The 17,589-nt window shown below is 70.7% G+C and carries 16 protein-coding genes; 7 read left to right on the forward strand and 9 right to left on the reverse strand.

What is annotated here, in order from left to right; all coding sequences use genetic code 11:
- Positions 1 to 58 precede the first annotated feature (58 nt).
- Both AB0L45_RS30245 and arsB read left to right on the forward strand, forming a co-directional pair.
- Entirely contained in the window at positions 59 to 493 is a 435-nt protein-coding gene (locus AB0L45_RS30245) for a metalloregulator ArsR/SmtB family transcription factor (RefSeq protein ID WP_365845511.1), read from the forward strand.
- Complete coding sequence (gene arsB / locus AB0L45_RS30250) at positions 490 to 1,611, forward strand: ACR3 family arsenite efflux transporter (protein ID WP_365845513.1); 1,122 nt, start codon at positions 490 to 492, stop codon at positions 1,609 to 1,611. The genes AB0L45_RS30245 and arsB overlap by 4 nt, the downstream gene beginning before the upstream one ends.
- A gap of 183 nt (positions 1,612 to 1,794) precedes the next feature.
- Here the strand turns inward: arsB and AB0L45_RS30255 are convergent, their stop codons facing one another.
- On the reverse strand, positions 1,795 to 2,490 hold the full coding sequence (locus tag AB0L45_RS30255) for an SDR family NAD(P)-dependent oxidoreductase (RefSeq protein ID WP_365845515.1): 696 nt from the start codon (positions 2,488 to 2,490) through the stop codon (positions 1,795 to 1,797).
- Between the two features lie 373 nt (positions 2,491 to 2,863).
- On the opposite strand from AB0L45_RS30255, the gene AB0L45_RS30260 reads away from it, so the two are divergent.
- From AB0L45_RS30260 to AB0L45_RS30275, 4 genes are all read left to right on the forward strand, one after another.
- Positions 2,864 to 3,754, forward strand: a complete 891-nt coding sequence (locus AB0L45_RS30260; protein ID WP_365845517.1) for a LysR family transcriptional regulator — start codon at positions 2,864 to 2,866, stop codon at positions 3,752 to 3,754.
- A 242-nt stretch (positions 3,755 to 3,996) separates the two neighbouring features.
- The gene (locus tag AB0L45_RS30265; protein WP_365845519.1) at positions 3,997 to 5,037 is read left to right on the forward strand and encodes a vWA domain-containing protein; all 1,041 of its coding nucleotides are present in this window, start codon (positions 3,997 to 3,999) and stop codon (positions 5,035 to 5,037) included.
- A 196-nt stretch (positions 5,038 to 5,233) separates the two neighbouring features.
- A complete protein-coding gene (locus AB0L45_RS30270; RefSeq protein ID WP_365845521.1) occupies positions 5,234 to 6,124 on the forward strand; it encodes an AraC family transcriptional regulator in 891 nt (296 codons plus the stop codon).
- Between the two features lie 59 nt (positions 6,125 to 6,183).
- The gene (locus AB0L45_RS30275; protein WP_365845523.1) at positions 6,184 to 7,392 is read left to right on the forward strand and encodes an epoxide hydrolase; all 1,209 of its coding nucleotides are present in this window, start codon (positions 6,184 to 6,186) and stop codon (positions 7,390 to 7,392) included.
- Positions 7,393 to 7,401: 9 nt separating this feature from the next.
- Here AB0L45_RS30275 and AB0L45_RS30280 read toward each other — a convergent pair whose 3' ends face one another.
- The 4 genes from AB0L45_RS30280 to AB0L45_RS30295 form a co-directional block, all read right to left on the reverse strand.
- Positions 7,402 to 7,545, reverse strand: a complete 144-nt coding sequence (locus tag AB0L45_RS30280; RefSeq protein ID WP_365845525.1) for a hypothetical protein — start codon at positions 7,543 to 7,545, stop codon at positions 7,402 to 7,404.
- A gap of 44 nt (positions 7,546 to 7,589) precedes the next feature.
- Positions 7,590 to 7,946 carry a histidine phosphatase family protein gene (locus tag AB0L45_RS30285; protein ID WP_365845527.1) on the reverse strand — a complete coding sequence of 119 codons (357 nt, stop codon included), beginning with the start codon at positions 7,944 to 7,946 and terminating at the stop codon, positions 7,590 to 7,592.
- 42 nt (positions 7,947 to 7,988) lie between these two features.
- Positions 7,989 to 8,702: a phenylalanine--tRNA ligase beta subunit-related protein gene (locus AB0L45_RS30290; RefSeq protein ID WP_365845529.1), complete on the reverse strand. Its 714-nt coding sequence runs from the start codon at positions 8,700 to 8,702 to the stop codon at positions 7,989 to 7,991.
- Between the two features lie 86 nt (positions 8,703 to 8,788).
- Positions 8,789 to 9,625, reverse strand: coding sequence for a DMT family transporter (locus AB0L45_RS30295; RefSeq protein ID WP_365845531.1), 837 nt, complete (start codon positions 9,623 to 9,625; stop codon positions 8,789 to 8,791).
- Positions 9,626 to 9,741: 116 nt separating this feature from the next.
- Here AB0L45_RS30295 and AB0L45_RS30300 point away from each other — a divergent pair, with 116 nt between their 5' ends.
- Positions 9,742 to 10,341 carry an XRE family transcriptional regulator gene (locus tag AB0L45_RS30300; RefSeq protein WP_365845533.1) on the forward strand — a complete coding sequence of 200 codons (600 nt, stop codon included), beginning with the start codon at positions 9,742 to 9,744 and terminating at the stop codon, positions 10,339 to 10,341.
- Between the two features lie 70 nt (positions 10,342 to 10,411).
- Here AB0L45_RS30300 and AB0L45_RS30305 read toward each other — a convergent pair whose 3' ends face one another.
- The 4 genes from AB0L45_RS30305 to AB0L45_RS30320 all read right to left on the reverse strand — a co-directional run bounded on the left by AB0L45_RS30305 (position 10,412) and on the right by AB0L45_RS30320 (position 17,575).
- Positions 10,412 to 10,882, reverse strand: coding sequence for a peptidoglycan-binding domain-containing protein (locus AB0L45_RS30305; protein WP_365845535.1), 471 nt, complete (start codon positions 10,880 to 10,882; stop codon positions 10,412 to 10,414).
- Between the two features lie 263 nt (positions 10,883 to 11,145).
- A complete protein-coding gene (locus AB0L45_RS30310; protein WP_365845537.1) occupies positions 11,146 to 11,490 on the reverse strand; it encodes a hypothetical protein in 345 nt (114 codons plus the stop codon).
- Positions 11,491 to 11,620: 130 nt separating this feature from the next.
- Complete coding sequence (locus AB0L45_RS30315) at positions 11,621 to 12,886, reverse strand: cytochrome P450 (protein WP_365845539.1); 1,266 nt, start codon at positions 12,884 to 12,886, stop codon at positions 11,621 to 11,623.
- Positions 12,887 to 13,012: 126 nt separating this feature from the next.
- Positions 13,013 to 17,575 (reverse strand): amino acid adenylation domain-containing protein, encoded by a 4,563-nt coding sequence (locus tag AB0L45_RS30320; RefSeq protein ID WP_365845541.1) that lies wholly within the window; start codon positions 17,573 to 17,575, stop codon positions 13,013 to 13,015.
- Positions 17,576 to 17,589: the final 14 nt, after the last annotated feature.

Here is a 17,589-nt window from a genome sequence, read left to right on the forward strand (position 1 = left end):
GACGGTTTTCGATGCAGGCCAGCTTGCGCCCTGGATAGGCGTTCGTCAATATAGAGGGATGTCGAAACAAGAGCCTGAGGCGCCCGTCGGGAACCAGGAGTGCGAGATTCGGGAGGGCGGGGTCCAGGAGGTCGGGATCCAGGAGTGCTGTCCGGGGTTGCTGACCGCTCCGCTGGACGAGGACCAGGCCACCGCGCTGGCGAAGGTCTTCAAGGCGCTCGGGGATCCGGTGCGGCTGCGGCTGTTGTCGATGATCGCCTCCCGAGCCGGTGGCGAGGTGTGCGTGTGCGACCTGACCCCGGCCTTCGGCCTGTCCCAGCCGACGATCTCCCACCACCTCAAGCTGCTGCGCCAGGCCGGCCTGATCGACTGCGAACGCCGTGGAACGTGGGTGTACTACTGGCTGCTGCCCGAGATGACCGACCGGCTCGCCGGCGTCCTGACCCGCCCGGCGGGGCAGCCGCTGCCCGAGCCGACCGGGGCCGCCTCATGACCGCCGAAACCGGCCCAGCCGCCGGGTCGGTCGCCGCCCGGCTGTCCTTCCTGGACCGCTTCCTGGCCGTATGGATCCTGCTGGCCATGGGCCTCGGCCTGGGACTGGGCCGCCTCATCCCAGGGCTCGGGGACGCGCTGGCCAAGGTGAGCGTCACTGGCGTCTCCTTGCCGATCGCGCTCGGCCTGCTGGTGATGATGTATCCGGTCCTTGCCAAGGTCCGTTACGACCGCCTGGACACCGTCACCCGCGACCGCCGCCTGCTGATCCCGTCCCTGGCGATCAACTGGATCATCGGCCCGGCCGTCATGTTCGCCCTGGCCTGGATCTTCCTGCCCGATCTGCCGGCATACCGGACCGGACTGATCATCGTCGGGCTGGCCCGCTGCATCGCCATGGTCATCATCTGGAACGACCTGGCCTGCGGCGACCGCGAGGCCGCCGCCGTCCTGGTCGCCCTGAACTCCGTCTTCCAGGTGCTCGCGTTCTCCGCGTTGGGCTTGTTCTATCTCCAGGTGCTGCCCGGCTGGCTGGGTCTGGACCAGACGACGCTGGACATCTCGGTGTGGGAGATCGCCCGCAGCGTGCTGATCTTCCTCGGCATCCCGCTCGTCGCCGGGTTCGCGACCCGCCGGATCGGCGAGAAGACCAAGGGACGCGCCTGGTATGAGACCAAGTTGATCCCGAGGATCGGCCCGTTCGCCCTGTGGGGGCTGCTGTTCACGATCGTCGTCCTGTTCGCCCTGCAGGGAGATGCGATCTCCTCCCAGCCTCTGGACGTCGCGCGAATCGCGCTGCCCCTGCTGGCGTACTTCGCCCTCATGTGGGCCGGGTCCATGGCCCTGGGCCGCGCGGCCGGCCTGGACTACCCACGGGCGACGACGCTGGCGTTCACCGCCGCGGGCAACAACTTCGAGCTGGCCATCGCGGTGGCCATCGCCACCTTCGGCGCCACCTCCGGGCAGGCGCTGGCCGGGGTGGTCGGCCCCCTCATCGAAGTGCCCGTACTGATCGGCCTGGTCCATGTCGCCCTCGCCGCCCGCCGCTTCTTCCCTGACACCACTGCCGCGGCCGACAGGTCGGCCGGGGCCCGGGAGCCGGCGCCGTACCGAGCCTGATACGCGCCGGTCCGGTCGATCCGGCCGGTCGGTGCTGGAGTTCGTGCCTTCGCCCATGGCCAGAGGTACGCGGCTTCAAGGGTTGGTGTCGGCCCCACTTGAGCCGACCGACGCCGAACGCCCGACCGGGTACGGCCGGGGCGAGGGCGTCCGGTCGGTTCCGGCCCGTCCCGGCCGCAGAAGCTACCAGGGCACCACTTGCCCCTGATGGTCGACGAAGTGGAGGCCGGTCTTCCCTCGGTGGCGCTCCATGGTCTCCGCCACCCCCGGGACGCTCTCCTCGACGCTGAGATCGGCCTCCATCCCGCCCAGTTCGGTGCGTACCCAGCCCGGGTCCATGAGCAGCAGCGTCCGCGTGTCGGCGGCGTGGCGGGCGGCGTAGCTGCGCATGAGCTGGTTCAGCGCGGACTTGCTGGCCCGGTACAGGTCCTGTCCGCCGTCCGTGTTCAGGGTGATGCTGCCCTGGTCGGAGGACATGACGCCGATGGTTCCGGCCGGCGCGACCAGCGGGCGGAGCCATTCCAGGACGCGCATCGGGGCGAGCGCGTTGGTGACCATGACCTCGGTGAACATGTCCGTCGGGACCTCGCCGATCGGGAGGTCGCCGCGCGTGATGGCGGCGTTGACGAAGAGCAGGTCGAGGGTGCGCGTTTTCAGTCGGTCGCGCAGGGCCGCTATCTGTTCCGGATCGGTCATTTCCAGCGACTCGACGGTCAGCCGCCCGTCGGAGGCTTCGGCCAGGTCGTGCAGTCCGGTGCGCCGGGCGCCCCGGACCGTACCGATGACGTCCCAGCCGCGGCGCAGGTACTCGGCGGCCAGCCCGAGTCCCAGGGTCCGGGAGGCCCCGACGATCAGAGCGGTCTGGCGGGTGTCGGTCATGTGCATCCTGTTCATGGGTGAGGGCTGACAAGGTGGCAAGGGACACGGCCGGCGTCGTCGGCGGTGGTTCGCCGGCGGTGGTTCGCCGGCGGTGGTTCGCCGGCGAACGGCCATGTCGGGAGCGGTCGCGGCAGCGGGTGGTGCGGGAGCGGCCGTCCTCAGCCGAAGGGGGCCGTTTCGGTTCCGACCACGTGCTCGTGCCCGTGGGTGGGTGGCCGATCGGCCGTGGGCCGCAGGGTACGGGCTCGCCGGGCCGACCGGCATGCTCGTCCTCGCCGCTCGTCCTCGGCGCGTCGGCTGATGACACGGCAAGTCTCCGAGGGGTCCGACCGGACGTCCAATACCCTTCCGTCCGCATTGATACCGTCAGGGCATGGATCTCGATCTGCGCAAGCTCCGCTACTTCGTCGCGGTGGCCGAGCACCGGCACTTCGGCCGGGCGGCCCAGGCCCTGTTCATCGCACAGCCGGTCCTCAGCCGGCAGATCCGCGCGTTCGAACAGGAGCTGGGGTGCCGGTTGTTCACCCGGACCACGCGCAGCGTCGAGCTGACCCCCGCGGGCCGGCAGCTGTACGACGAGGCGCCGCGGATCACCACAGTGGTGGACGCGGCGCTGCGGCGCGTCCACGAGGCCGAGCAGGGCGAGCAGCGGCTGGTCATCGCCTTCTCGCCGGGCCTCCATGTCGCGGACGCGATCCGGGCGTTCACCGCGGCGCACCCGGAGGCCATGATCGACGTCTTCCCACTTCGCTGGTGGGAACAGGACGCACCGCTGCGCGACGGCCGCGCGCACGTCGGGTACCTCAGGCGCCCCTTCGACGACTCGGGGCTGCACACCGTCCCCATCGGCCACGAGACCAAGGTCGCGTGCCTGCCCGTGACGCATCCGCTGGCCGGGCGTGGCGCCCTCACGTCCGCCGACCTCGAAGGCGAGCCGGTCCTCGACGTCAGGACGCGGCGTACGTCCTCCCTGGAGGAGAAGTTCGAACTCATCGCCTCCGGGCAGGGCATCGCCCTCGTCCCCCTCAGCGTCGCGGGCTCGTACTCCCGCCCCGACCTCGTCCATCTGCCCGTCACCGACGCTCTGCCGGTCGGAACCTGCCTGGCGGCACCGGAGAGCAACTGCACGGGTGCCGTACGGGACTTCCTGGCGACCGCCACCGCGGTACTGCGCCGGGGCCGCGGTGAGGGACGGGACGTGCCGTCACAGCGGCAGGAGCGGGAGCGGGAGCAGGAGCAGGAGCAGAGGCAGGGGCAGGCGTAGGGGGCGGTCCCCTGGTGCGGTGGGGCCGGCGGCCGTCCTGCGATCTCAGTGGTCTCTGTGGTCTCTGTGGTCTGCGATCTCTGTGGTCCCTGCGGTCCCTGCGGTCCCTGCGGTCCGTGCGCCTCCTGCGCTTCCTCCTCTCTCCCGCTACCTGTGCTGCCTGTGCTCCCTCCGCTCCAAGGCCGATTGTCAGTGGTGGGTGAGAAGGTGGGAACACCGAATCAGAAGAGGGGGAGCCGCTCATGTCCGGAAACCAGAACTACATCAATCACGTCGCTCTCGTGCTGGATGCCAGTTCGTCCATGTCACACCTGAGCCGTAAGGTCGTCGATGTCGCCGATCAGCAGATCGCGTATCTGGCCCGCCGGTCGCAGGAGCTGGGCCAGGAAACCCGGGTCACGGTGTATGCCTTCGCGGACATGGTGGAATGCGTCATCTATGACAAGGACGTGCTGCGGATGCCGTCCCTGAAGCAGCTGTACCGGGTCGGTGGAATGACGGCTCTGCTGGCGGCCACGCTGAAGTCGCAACGGGAGCTGGCTCAGACGGCGCAGCTGTACGGCGACCACAGCTTTCTCACGTTCGTGCTGACCGACGGGCAGGAGAATGCGAGTCACCACTGTCCGGACGCCCCCGGCAAGGACCCGCGTGAACTGGTCCAGGCCGTGGCCAAGATGATTCAGACGCAGCAGGACAACTGGACGCTGGCCGTCCTCGTGCCGGACCAGATGGGCAAGCGCGAAGCCATGCAGTGCGGCTTCCCGAAGGACAACATCGCCATCTGGGACGCCACCAGCACCCAGGGCCTGGAGGAGGCCGGGCAGGTCATCCAGCAGGCCACCGAGAATTTCATGGTGGGCCGGGCCCAGGGCATCCGGGGATCGCGTGCGGTCTTTTCCACGGGCGCGGATGCGGTCAATGAGGAAACCATCAAGGCCGCCGGCCTCACTCCGGTGGACCCGTCGAAGTACCAGCTGATTCCCGTGGCCCGGGCAGCGGCGATACGGGACTGGGTCATCGAATGCGGGCACAGTTACCGTACCGGTTGTGCGTTCTATCAGCTGAGCAAGTCGGAGAAGATCCAGGCACGGAAGCAGATCGCGGTACTGGAGAAGAAGACGGACCGGGTGTACACGGGACCGGAGGCCCGGTCTCTGCTGGGTCTGCCGGATGCGGAGGTCCGTGTCAATCCCGACCGTAATGACGACTTCACCATATTCGTGCAGAGCACCAGTGTGAACCGGAAGCTGGTTCCGCACACGCGACTTCTGCTCATGCTCTGAGGCGTTGAGGGTTGGGGGCTGGGGACTGGGGGCTGGGGACGCCGAAAGCGATGGCGCCCCAACCCGCGAAAGCACCAGTCTGTGACGAGAGCCTTGGCAGTCGCATCACAACCGCGGCCGCCAAGGCGCACCGCCCAGCCGGCGATCGGCCTGTTCACGGGGTCCAGTGCACCGGCTCTCCATTACGCTCGGCCGCATGGTGTTCAATTCCGCTCATTTCGACCTCCAGCCCTACACCGGGTTCGACATGGATGCCTACGTCCGGCGGACCCACTGCAGTTGGGAAGACGCCGGCTGGCAGTCGTTGCTCGTCCAGCGGTTCCATCACGTCCCGGTGGTCGAGAGCATGGAGTTGCCGGCCGCGGCGGATCTGCACCTGGTTCTGCCGGTGGGCGGCCAGGCGGTGATGGAGACGCGGGCCGATGGTCGATGGCACCGTCACGCCTGGGCGCCGGGCCGGCTCGAACTGGGAGTTCCCGACCGGCCGGTGCTGCGCCGCTATCGCGGGGACGGGCCCTTGCGCAGTGTGCAGGTGCACATCCCGCGCGGCACCGTCGAGCGGGCCGCGGCGCAGCTGGGATGCGGCGCGGTGGACTACGAACGCATGGCGGCCTCCGTGGCCGCCGGGGATCCGCTGCTCGTGGAGGCGGTCCGTGCCGTCGGCTCGGCGGAGGAGACCGGGGACCTGTACGCCGAGGCCTCGGCCGCCTTCCTGGCCGTACACCTGCTCACCCGCCACTCCCGGGCCCCGGGCGGGCACACCCCCGCGCGGGAGGACGCGCGTGTCCGCGCGGCGGTCGCGCTCATGCGTGACCGGCTGGCCGAGCCGCTCACCCTGTCCGATATGGCGGACGAGGTGCATCTGAGCGTCTTCCACCTCGTGCGCGTGTTCCGCCGGGCGACGGGAGAAACGCCCCACCGGTACCTCATCCGCCTGCGCATCGAGGAGGCGAAACGTCTGCTGCGGGACACCGACTTCACGGTCGCCCGGATCGCGCCGCTCTGCGGGTTCGCCGACGCCGGCGCCCTGTCCACGGCGTTCCTGCGCCACACCGGCGTCCGTCCCTCGGCGTACCGCAATTCCTGACCACGGCGCGGCAATCTCACGCATGGGCCCAGGCGGTGGCGGTACCTACGGTTTCGTACATGTCTGGAAGCACGGCGACAACGCCTGAGAACGCGCGCATCGAGCCCTACCCCATCCACATTCCTGACCGCGAGCTGGCCCTGCTGCGGGCCCGTCTGGACGAGGTCCGGCTCCCGGAGCCGGAGACCGTGCCGGACGCCACCCAGGGCATCGAACTCGACCGGATGCGGACGCTGCTCAGCGCCTGGCGACAGCACGACTGGCGGGCCACGGAAGACCGCTGGAACGCGATCCCGCACTACCGCGCCCGCCTCGACGGCCTGAACATCGCGTTCTGGCATGTGCGTTCGCCCGAGCCCACGGCGCTCCCCTTGGTGCTGACCCACGGCTGGCCAGGTTCCGTACTCGAATTCGAGAACATCCTCGGGCCCCTCACCGATCCCGTCGCTCATGGCGGTTCCGCCACCGACGCGTTCCACGTCGTCGTACCGGCGCTCCCAGGGTTCGGGTTCAGCGAGCGTCCGCGCGAGCGCGGCTGGCAGCCTGCCCGTACGGCGCGGGCATGGGCCGAGCTGATGACCGCGCTCGGGTACGAGCGGTTCGGCGCGCACGGCGGTGACTGGGGTGCCTACGTCAGTACGGAACTGGCGCGCCAGGTGCCCGAGCGGGTCGCCGGTCTGCACCTGACGATGCCGCTCGCCTCTCCCCTGCCGGAGGACCGGAACACGCCGGACCCGGCGGAGCAACGCATGCTGGCACGACGCGACACCCATCTCGCGGACGGTTACGGCTTCGGAATGATCATGGCGACGCGTCCGCAGACGCTCGGCTACTCCCTGCTCGACTCCCCCGCCGGTCTCGCGGCGTGGCTCGGTGAGAAGTTCGCGGCCTACTCCGACACCCGGCCCGAGGCCGGCGGCGGGGTGAGCGTGTCGCAGCAGGTGGACAACATCGCCCTGTACTGGCTCACCGGGACCGGCGCGTCCAGCGCCCGCTGGTACTGGGAGACCATGCGGTGGGTACCCCGCAGCGCCGAAGAGGAGAACGCGCAACCGGTGACGACGCCCACCGCCTGCTCACTGTTCCCGGCCGAGCCATGGCCGACCGCACGGCGCTGGGCCGAACGCCGCTATCTCGACCTCCGGTCATGGCACGAGATGGATCACGGCGGCCACTTCCCCGGCCTGGAACAGCCGGATCTGCTGGTCACCGAGGTCCGGGCCGCGTTCCGGCACACACGTCACCGTATGGGCGGCCTGGTGCGGTGACGGGACCAGTCAGCCGGGACGGATGGTGTCGAGGTGGCGGGCGTCGCCGAGGGTTGTGACCTGGCGGTTGTGGAAATAGTGGTCCTCGCGCAGGGTGGTGATGCTGCCGGAGGGGGCCAGGAAACTGGCGTAACCGGCTGATTCGATCGGCATGTTGATCCACGCAGCTACGACGAATGTCAGCGAGCCGCCGTGCGTCACGATGACCTGGTGCTCGCAAGAGGTACGGCCGGCGGTGGGACGAAACGCCGGTCCAGCCACTCCTGCGGCCTTCCTTCCGCCTCACCGTAGGACTTCTCCCGCAGCCTGCGGTCCAGTATCGGTTCTGAGTGGAGCAGTCCTGCTATGGGCTCGGCCGTCTGTACGGTGCGCCGTAGGTCCGAAGAGAAGAGCTCCACCTCTGCGCCGAGCGGGACCTTGGACCGTATCGCCTGGGCGAGGGAGGCCGCAGCGCGGACGCCGGCGGGTGTCAGCCGTGAGTCATGCCATCCGCCGACGACGTTCTCGACGTGGTGTGTCGCTTCCGGGTGGGTGACCACGTAGAGAGTGCGCATGGATGCTCGCCTTTCGGGGTTCGGGCTGGTGGCGGCCTTCTCTCAGGAGTTCGTCGGAGAGGCCGTGGGCTGGGACGGGGTCAGGTAGTGCACGGTGGTGTGTTCGGTGTGCGGGGTGAGGAGGTCCTGGAGTTCGTGCGCGGCGGTCTTGAGGAGGTGGCCGTCGCGGGTGGCGTGGAGGGTTTCGAGGACGAAGGTGACGTGGGTGGAGTTTTCGGTGACGCGGGTGCGGTGAGCGTCACGATGATTCCAGTGGCGCGTGAGGACGCGGGTGGTGTCGGCGTAGATGATTTCACCGGGCTCGGGGTGCTCGGTGGTGTCGGGTTCGCCGAGCGGGGTGAAGGTCTCGGTGCCGTCCGCGTAGCGGATGTCGACATCGCCGGTGACGTGGCTCAGGTCGAAGGCGCCGGCGGGCAGGCCGTGCCGGACGGAGACCGCGTTGTAGGAGTCGACGGCCGGGTTGATGCGCGGCAGGGTGCCCTTCTTGGCCATACGGCGGCCGAGCGCGTCGACGCTGGGGCGGATGCGGCGGGGGTTGGTGCCGAAGGAGCGGTAAGCGGTGTGCCACGCCTCGATACGGGGGTCGGACTCGTCGGCGGGCTGCCAGGTGCCCGCGGCGAGTCGCTGCTCCAGGTCTTCGAGAGCGGCCGTGGTGGCGGGCCAGGGTTCGTGGCCGCGCAAGCCGGTCGCGGTGACCAGGGCGATGAGGGTGCCGGGGAAGGCGTCGGCGACGGCGGGGCTGAGGTGGAAGGGCATGGGTGGGGGCTCCGTTCCTTGAAGAGGTCAGACGAGGTCGGAAGAGGTCGGGGTGAAGTGCGGAGGGAGTGCGGGTGGGGCGGGGTTCAGGTGAGGGCGAGGAGGCTGACGGCGACGGCGGCGGTGCCCAGGCCGACGAGCTGGCCGCGGTGGATGCGTTCAGCCAGCACCCCGCGGGCGAGCATGACCGTACCGGCCGGGTAGAGGGCGGTGATCACGGCGACGACGGTCAGGTCGCCGCTGCGGGAGGCGAGCAGGAACAGCAGGTTCGCCAGGGAGTCCAGTACACCGGCCGTGGCCGACAGCGCGTAGGCGGGCTTCTCGGGCCCGAGCCCGCGGCGCATCAGACCGGCCGCGGTCAGGGTGACGGCCGAGGAGACCGTCCGGCCGATGATCAGCGGAGCCACTCCGCTGTCGGACGGCGCCTGGTGCAGGAAGACGAGCTGGAGGGCGATGGCGGCACCCGCGCCGAAGGCCAGCAGCAGCGCCGTACGGGAAGGGCGCGCGGCCCCGGCTCCGTGCCCGGCGCTGACCAGTACGACCGCCACCAGCGCGAGGGGCAGGCCGATCAGCCCGGCCGTGGCCAGCCGCTCGCCCTGCAGCAGGCCCACACCGACGGGCAGCGCGGCGGAGATCAGCGCGGTCACGGGTGAGAGGACGTTCATCGGGCCGATCGCCAGGGTCTTGTAGAGCAGTGCGAACGCGGCGGCCGAGGCCACCCCGGAAGCGGCGCCCCAGCCCAGGGCGGCGGGGCTGAAGGAGGCACCGAGCACCGGCCACAGCAGCAATTCGACCGCGAGACTGGCCGGAGCCGCGATCATCACGGTACGCAGCACGTGCGCCTTCCGGGCGCCGAGACCGCCGAGGAAGTCGGCGCATCCGTAGGCGAGGGAGCTTCCGAGGGCCAGCAGTAGAGCGATCACAGCACCATCCCTTACGCTTCAATGGAACGACTAGACCGTACATCGAAACGACCGGGGAATGTCAACCGAATGACCGAGTGGTGCATTCGATTGGTTCAGCTGTGGAAGGTGATCAGATGGCCGAGACGGCCGCAGCCCTGCGGGCACTCGCGCAGAACGTCAAGGCGGCCCGTGCCCGCGCGGGCCTGTCCCTGGACGAACTGAGCCGGCGGGCCCAGGTCAGCAAGGGAGCGCTGGTGGGACTGGAGAAAGCCCAGGGCAACCCCAACTTCTCGACCTTGATCCGGCTGGCCGACACGCTCGGCGTCTCGGTGTCCGCCCTGATGGAGGGGGCACCCGAAGGCCGTGTGCGGGTGGTGGACGCGGGGGCGGTCACACCGCTGTGGGCCGGCGAGCGGGGCAGTGAGGCCCGGCTCATGCTGACGACCTCGGGCCCGGCCCCGGCCGAGATCTGGCGCTGGCGGCTGGAACCGGGTGAGGAATATCCCAGCCACCCCCACCAGGCCGGAGTCGTGGAGACCGTCAGCGTCACAGCCGGCTGCATGACGTTGACCGTGGACGGCGCCGAGCACACGGTCGAAGCGGGCCAGACGGCGACCTTCGACGGTGACAAGGCGCACACCTATCGCGGCGCGGGGGAGGCGACGTGCCATCTGATCATGACGGTTCACCTGCCGGCGGGGCCGGTGTCGGGCGGTCCGGCCGCTGCCGTCTGACGTGCCCGAGCGGCGCCGCGTGGAGGGCGCCGCTCGGCCGGTTCCGCTACGGATGCGGTTCCGGAGCCGCTCAGCAGTGCGGCCGGGAATCAGCCGCGAAGTCCTTGAACGCGGCCTTGGTCTTCGCCCCGGCGATGCCGTCGATGTCGCCCGTGTAGCCGTGGTACTGCTTCAAGTTGCGCTGCAGTGCCTTGATGGTGTTCGTGCCGACGATGCCGTCGATGTTGTCGTTGTAGCCCCAGTGCGTCTTGAGGAAGCGTTGCATGGCCTTCCAGCTGTCGGTGCCCAGCTTGCCGTCGAGGGCGCCGTTGTAGCCGTAGTACTTCTTGATCCAGCACTGGACCCAGGTGGCCTCGCTGGAGTTCAGTCCGAGATTGTTCACGGCGAGCGGCGCGATGTGGCCGGCGCTGACCGTCGCCTGCGCAGGGCGGACGGGCTGTGCGGACGCGGACGCGGCGGTGGCGCCGGCCAGGCCGCCGGCGGCGATACCGGCGACTGCGGCGAGGCTGACGAGGGTTCTTGTCACGGCGTTGGGTCGCATGTCTTCCCCCTGTTGTCGGGTTGCTCGGGCTGCTGGGTTCCGGGGTGCAGAGGTGCTGCGGTGCAGAGGTGCTGCGGCACAAGGGGTGCAGGGGTGCTGCGCTACAGGGTTGATTCTGGGGGGCTTGGCCAGGTTCGGGAAGGGCGTGCATTTGTGCGGTACACGGGGCGACCGACGCGTCCGCCGAAAGCCCTGACAGCTCTCCACTGCGAAGGCTTTCGGCGGTCTTGCGATCGCGAGCGCCAGGACGGCTCGCTGCCGGGTCAGCGCACGAGGACCACGGAGTTGATCGGCGTCATGTCGTACGGCGCGTATTCGCCCACGTAGCGCACCACCGGGTAGCAGTTGGTGCCGTTGTACCCGCGGCAGATCTGGAAACCCGCGCCACCGGTCTGGTTGTTGACCATCACGCGTACGCCGGTCACGTTCGACAGGTTGTGCGCGCCGTAGCTGTAGAAGATGTTCTTGTTCAGGATGGTGCCGTTCGTCTCACGGATGCAGACCGCTCCGCTCGGACAGGGCGTCGCCGCCTCGGCGCTGGGTGCTACGGCAAGTCCAGCGCCCAGGGCGAGGGAGAGCCCTGCGGCGGCTGTTGCGATCTTGCGCATACTTTTGCCCCCTTCTGTGTCGATCACGACTCGCGTCGTATCCAAGCCGCTCCGCGCCGCGTGGGCCACCCCCTTTTCCGCCGCTACCGTCCGTATCCGCCGTACCGGCCGAATCAACTGCACGGTTCGTTCACCAGGTCACTGGGACCTCGGCCGGCATGATGGCCATGCGGTTCGGGTGCCAGGGGACCTCGGCCGGGGGCACGGCCAGGCGGATGCCGGGCAGGCGGTCCAGGAGGACGCGGAAGGCGATGTCGGACTGGCGGCGGACCAGGTGGGCGCCGGGACAGTGGTGACGTCCGTATCCGAAGCGCAGGTGCGGGTTGGGGGTGCGGGTGGGGGTGAAGGACGTGGGGTCCGGGAAGGCGGCGGCGTCGTAGTTGACCGCGTCCAGGGAGAGCAGGATCATCTCGCCCTCCTTCACCCGCGCCGGTCCGAGGTCCGCGTCCTCGGTGACGAAACGGGGGATCGCGTTGCCCAGGACGACGCTGCACCGCAGCAGCTCCTCCACGCACTGCGGCATCGTCTCCGGCCGGGCCCGCACCGCGCTCATCACCTCGGGGCGCTGGAGCAGGTTGAACGCCGCGACACCCAGGAAGCTCGCGAAGTCCTCGTAACCACTGACGAACAGGACGGCCAGGATGTTCGACAGCTGCCGCCACGTCAGCCCTTCGTGCGTGGCGTTGAGGTCGGCGAGGCGGTCCGCGAGGCCGCGCGGCCGGCCGGGGTGGCGGCCGGCCATGTGCGCTTCCATGTACGCACGGATCTCCTCCCAGTTGCGGGCGAGCTCCTCGGGGGTCGGGGTGACCATGGTCAGGTCCAGGTCGGCGCGTACGGCGAGCCAGTCGCGGTCCGCGAAGGGCAGGCCGAGCAACCGGCACAGGCACTGGCCGGCGACCCACTCCGCGAAATGGCGCTGGAGGTCACCGGGGCCGCCTTCGCGAACCATGGCGTCCAGGCCCTCACCGGTGATGTCCGCGACCCAGTCGGCGGGCAGTTCGGGCTGGTCACGGCCCAGGGCCCGGAGTACTTCGTCGCGCAGGCCGGCCTGGTGGAGGTGGTTCATGGCGTCGAGCAGTTCGGGGGCCAGGATGGGGGCGTCCTGGGCGGGACTGTCCGCCTCGGCCAGGACGGAGCGGGCGAACGCGCGGTCGCGCAGGACGTTCCGGGCCAGTTCGTAACCGGTCACCAGCCAGGCCTGTTCACCCGAGTTGGTACGGACCCGGGCCACCGGGCAGCGGGCGCGCAGCTCGTCGAGTTCGGGCGCGAGCCGGTCGCCGCGGGTACTGAAGGGGTAGTGCGGGAGGGGCTCCTCGGTCGGAAGGGGCGCATCGGTCGGAAGGGGCGCGTCGTGCGAGGCCGGGTCGGGGGTGGTCGTTTGCGGTGGCTTGGTCACGTGAAGTGGGCCTTTCCCAGTGTCGGAGTCGGCTCGGGACGGTGGGGGCTCGGGACGGTGGGGACTTCGGAGGGGGGAGTCCGCGTGCGGGGCGTGGTTGTCAGCGGTATCGGGCGATACGGGGACTCACCAGCGCACGGGGAGCCGGGCCGGTGCGCGCAGTGGGGTGGATTCGTCCCAGTCGATGCTCTCCGCCGGAACGGCCAGTTCGATGCCGGGCAGGCGTTCCAGCAGCACCTGGATCGCGATGGCCAGCTGCATACGGGTGAGGTGCCCGCCGGTGCACGCGTGGGGGCCGTGCCCGAAGGCGACGTGCGCGTTGGGGGTCCGGGTCAGGTCCAGGCGGTCCGGCTCGGTGAACGCCTCCGGATCGCGGTTGGCGGACGCCGGTACGGGCACGACCGCGTCGCCGGCGCGGATGTGCCGGCCGTGCAGGGTGAAGTCCTCGGTCGCCACGAGGATGTTGATGGCGTTCATCAGCGGGACGTGCCGCAGCAGTTCCTCCACCGCGGTGCCGATCCGCTCGGGCGCCTCGCGCAGTGTTCGCAGCTGCTCGGGGTGGGTGAGCAGGGTGAGCAGGGCGTTGCCGGTGTGCTGGATGTTGGTCTTGTAGCCCGCCATGAGCATGGTCACGACGAAGCTGACCACATCGTCCCGGGTGATCTCGCCGTCGGGACGACGGGCTCGGTCCAGCAGCAGCTGGATGTAGTCCTGATCTCCGCCCTTCCCCTCGCCCTCGCCCTCGCCCTCGTTGCACCGCTCCTTGCGGTCGATGAGGTCGGCGGCGTAGTCCTGCAGCGCGTACAGGGCGGCGAGCACTTCCTCCATCGTCAGGCCGGACGCGCCCAGGAGTGCGAGGGTGTGCGGCAGGTAGCTGTCACGGTCCTCGTACGGCAGGCCGACGGTCTCGCACAGCACGCGCAGGGGCAGTGGTTCGGCGTACGAGGCGACGAGGTCCGCGGTGCCGCCGTCCGCTCCGGCCACCATCGCGTCGATGAGCTCCCCGGCCATCGCGCGGATCCGGGGCTCCATGAAGGCCAGTTGCCGTCGGCCGAACAGGGGCAGGACGGTACGCCGTACGCGCTCGTGGTGCGCCCCCGTCATCTCCAGGAAGGTCGGCAGGCACGGTGGCGGGGCGTCGGCGCCCTCGCGGGGCGGCCAGGCCGACAGCAGCGGCCGTACGAGGCGGGGGTCGGCGAACGCGGCTCGTACGTCCTCGTAGCGGCTCAGGAGCCAGCCCGTCTCGCCGTTGGGCAGCTTGGCCTTGACGACGGGCGCTTCGCTACGCAGGCGGGCGTAGGCGCACGGCGGACCGGCGGTACCCGGGTCGACCTCCGGAACCGGGATGGGTTCGTCGGAGACGGCCGGAGAGCCGGCCGAGCCCGGAGAGGTGGCCGAGGCAGAAGAGTCGGCCGAGTCTGAAGAGATTGTCGAGTCCGAAGAGGCGGTCAGGGCCGAAGAGGCGGCCGGGGCCGCAGCGGTCGCCAAGGCCGAACCGGGCCGCGCCAAGTACCCCGAGCGGAAGAAGTACTCCAGATACTGGTCCAGCAGTGCCGGGTCGACCGGTGGGCAGTGCAGTCCGCTGCCGGCCAGCGCCTCCTCGGCGTTGCGCCGCCCCAGGACGGGGAAGGTGCCCTTGAGGTACATCTCCTTGACGGACATGTCGGCGGCGCGGCTGCGGTCGACGCACAGGGACACGAACGGCGCCGTGGCGCTCGTCGGGTTCTCGGCGACATGGCGGACCAGTTCGCCGACCCAGGCGTCGTACGGCAGGGTGCGCAGGGCGAAGCCCGCCGCGCGCATCCGGTCCAGGACGTCCGACAGCATCGCGGGGCGCGGGTTGGTGAGGTGGTAGACCCGGCCGTCGGCCGGGCGGTGGGTGGCGATGTGGACCAGGGACTCGGCGAGGTGGTCGACGGGGACGAAGTCCATCGGCAGTTCGATGTCGGGGGCCAGCCCCGTGTCGGCGATCATCTTGAACAGCGAGCAGATGGCCGTCTCGGTGTTGCACACGCCGTGCACCCGGTCGCCGGTGACCTCGTACGGCCGGTACACGGCCACCGGCAGGCCCTGGGCGGCCGCGCGCCGCAGCACCCCTTCGGCGACCCACTTGCTCTCGGCGTACCCCATGGTCAGCCCGTCCGCGTGGGCCGGCGGCAGGTCCTCGTCCACCTCGCGTACCCCGGCGGTGCCGAACCCGGCGACGACGGCGACGGTCGACACGAAGTGCACCGGCACCCGGCGGGGCGCGGCGATCCGGACGACCTCGCGGGTTCCGTCGACGTTCGCCGGGCGCAGCTGCTGGTAGGGGTAGAGGAAGTTGACCCGGGCGCCGTTGTGCACGATCAGGTCCAGGCAGCGGGCCAGCGCGTCGGCGTGCTCGGCGCCGAGTCCGAGCCGCGGCTGGGTCAGGTCACCGGGGAAGCACTCCACGCGCCGCCAGTCGGCCTCGTCGAGGTGCAGCCCGTAGCGGCTGAGCGCGGTCCGGATCCGCTGCCGGGCGTGGGGGCGGCTCGTGGCCCGTACGGGGCAGTGGACGCGGGCGGCCGTCGCGCGCAGCAGACGGTGCAGCAGGAACGCGCCGACGAACCCGGAAGCGCCCGTGAGCAGGATGTCCGTCGCGTCGTGCGGGCGCGGTGCCGGGCCTTCGGCGGGCGGGAGGGTGAAGCCGAGTGCGGTTTCCTCCTCGAAGTCGACGGGCGCTTCCGTTCCGCCCGCCGGTCCGGTGGCGCCGCCGCGGGCTTCGCGTACCGCCGCGGTGAAGTCTTCGAGGGTGGGCGCGGCCAGCAGGGCCCTGATGAGGGCGGAGCCCAGTGCGGCGTCGAGGCCGAGGACGGCGAGGGTGCGGGTGACGGCCTCCGAGGCGAGCAGGGAGTCTCCGCCGAGGAGGAAGAAGTCGTCCTGCGGGACCGGCCGCACGCGCAGTACCTGCTGCCACACTTCGGTGAGGAGGCCGAGCAGGCCGTCGGACGATTCCGGTTCGCGCGGGTTCGGCGCGGCTGCGGCGTCGAGGGTTTCGGTGCCGGGGCTGCCGGTGCCGGGGTTTGCCGTGCCGGGCCTCCCGGCGCCGGGGCTTTCGGTGCCGGGCGGCAGTGGAGCGGCTGACCGGTGGCGGGTGCGGCGGTCCGGGCCGGGAGACGGTACGGCCGGGCGCCCCGGGGCGGACGAAGGCGCGGCGGATTTCAGGCGGGTGCGGTCTATCTTGCCGCCGCTGGTCACCGGGAAGCGGTCCAGCGGCACCAGGGCGGGGACGGCCTGGGGAGGCAGCCACTCGGCGCAGTACGCGCGCAGGGCGGGCAGCGGTAACGGGCGGTCGGGGGCGGTGGCCGTTATGTAGGCGGTCAGGGAGTGGGCGTCGACTTCGACGGCCGCTTCGCCGACCTCGGGGTGTGCTCGTAACCGGGTCTCCACCTCGTCCAGTTCGACGCGTGCGCCGCGCAGTTTGACCTGGCGGTCGAGCCGTCCGCGGTACTCCAGCAGCCCGTCGGCGTGCCGTACGGCACGGTCGCCGGTCCGGTAGAGCAGCCCGCCCGGTTCCACCGCGGGCAGGGCGACGAACCGTTCGGCCGTCAGCTGCGGGTCGCCGAGGTAGCCCAGCGCCAGCCCGTCCCCGCCGACGTACAGTTCCCCTTCCTCACCCGGCTGCGCGGGCGTTCCGTCGGACCGCAGCACATGGCAGGTGGAGGCGCCGAAGGGGCGGCCCAGGGGGACGTGGGAGGCGGTTTCGGGGAGGGGGCCGAGTACGTGGGCGGTGGAGACCACGGCGTTCTCGGTCGGCCCGTAGAAGTTGACCACCTGGGTGCCGGGGCAGGCCGCGAGGACGGCGCTCGCCAGGCGCGGGTCCATCGCCTCCCCGCCGGCGGAGACGAAGCGCAGCGGGGCCAGGGCCTGGGGGCGCGTCCGGGCGACGAGGTGGAAGACGCTCGTCGTCAGGTACGCGACGGTGACGCCGTGCTCATGGAACAGCCGCTCCAGGGCGGCCGGCGAGAGCAGTTCCTCCCGGTCGGCGATGACCAGGCAGGCGCCGGTCAGCAGCGCGCCCCAGATCTCGATCGTCGAGGCGTCGGAGGACAGACCGTAGGCGTGCAGCACTGCGTCCCCCGGCGCGGGCGGGGCGAGGTCCGGGTCGGACAGTACGAGCCGGACCACGCCCCGGTGGGACAGTGCGACCGGCTTGGGGCGGCCGGTCGTACCGGAGGTGAAGGCCACGTAGGCGCAGTCGGTGGCGGCTCCGGTGGGGGCGGGGACGGGGCGGGTGACTTCGGGATCGGCGGGGGCAGGGCCGGCGGGCCGGTCCAAGGAGCCGACCTCGACCGACACGCGCAGACCGCGCACCCGGCGCGCACTGCCCGGCAGGGTGACCGCGGCCCCCAGCCCCGCGTCCTCGGCCATGGCCCGTAACCGAGCCGGGGGAAGATCCGCGTCGAGCGGTACGTACGCGCAACCGGCCTTGAGAATACCCAGCAGCGCCACCAGCGCCTCCAGCGAGCGGCTGCCGCACACGCCGACCAGGTCACCTGGCCGGACCCCGTGGGCGGCCAGCCGAGCGGCCAACGCGTCGGCGTGGGCGTCGAGCTGCCCGTAGGTCATGGTGCGCTGCCCGTGCCGGGCCGCCAAGGCGTGCGGCATGGCGGCGGCCTGCGCCTCGAACAGCTCCGGGATACGGCTGTCCCGGGGGTAGCCGGTCACCGGTGCGCCGACGG

This window comes from Streptomyces sp. NPDC052496, assembly GCF_040679095.1.
Classification (GTDB): domain Bacteria; phylum Actinomycetota; class Actinomycetes; order Streptomycetales; family Streptomycetaceae; genus Streptomyces.

What these genes read in the sequence shown, in the direction of transcription:
- AB0L45_RS30245 (WP_365845511.1), top strand. Translation starts at nt 59, where the DNA reads ATGTCGAAACAAGAGCCTGAGGCGCCCGTCGGGAACCAGGAGTGCGAG.
- arsB (WP_365845513.1), top strand. Translation starts at nt 490, where the DNA reads ATGACCGCCGAAACCGGCCCAGCCGCCGGGTCGGTCGCCGCCCGGCTG.
- AB0L45_RS30255 (WP_365845515.1), bottom strand. Translation starts at nt 2,490, where the DNA reads ATGACCGACACCCGCCAGACCGCTCTGATCGTCGGGGCCTCCCGGACC.
- AB0L45_RS30260 (WP_365845517.1), top strand. Translation starts at nt 2,864, where the DNA reads ATGGATCTCGATCTGCGCAAGCTCCGCTACTTCGTCGCGGTGGCCGAG.
- AB0L45_RS30265 (WP_365845519.1), top strand. Translation starts at nt 3,997, where the DNA reads ATGTCCGGAAACCAGAACTACATCAATCACGTCGCTCTCGTGCTGGAT.
- AB0L45_RS30270 (WP_365845521.1), top strand. Translation starts at nt 5,234, where the DNA reads ATGGTGTTCAATTCCGCTCATTTCGACCTCCAGCCCTACACCGGGTTC.
- AB0L45_RS30275 (WP_365845523.1), top strand. Translation starts at nt 6,184, where the DNA reads ATGTCTGGAAGCACGGCGACAACGCCTGAGAACGCGCGCATCGAGCCC.
- AB0L45_RS30280 (WP_365845525.1), bottom strand. Translation starts at nt 7,545, where the DNA reads ATGCCGATCGAATCAGCCGGTTACGCCAGTTTCCTGGCCCCCTCCGGC.
- AB0L45_RS30285 (WP_365845527.1), bottom strand. Translation starts at nt 7,946, where the DNA reads ATGCGCACTCTCTACGTGGTCACCCACCCGGAAGCGACACACCACGTC.
- AB0L45_RS30290 (WP_365845529.1), bottom strand. Translation starts at nt 8,702, where the DNA reads ATGCCCTTCCACCTCAGCCCCGCCGTCGCCGACGCCTTCCCCGGCACC.
- AB0L45_RS30300 (WP_365845533.1), top strand. Translation starts at nt 9,742, where the DNA reads ATGGCCGAGACGGCCGCAGCCCTGCGGGCACTCGCGCAGAACGTCAAG.
- AB0L45_RS30305 (WP_365845535.1), bottom strand. Translation starts at nt 10,882, where the DNA reads ATGCGACCCAACGCCGTGACAAGAACCCTCGTCAGCCTCGCCGCAGTC.
- AB0L45_RS30310 (WP_365845537.1), bottom strand. Translation starts at nt 11,490, where the DNA reads ATGCGCAAGATCGCAACAGCCGCCGCAGGGCTCTCCCTCGCCCTGGGC.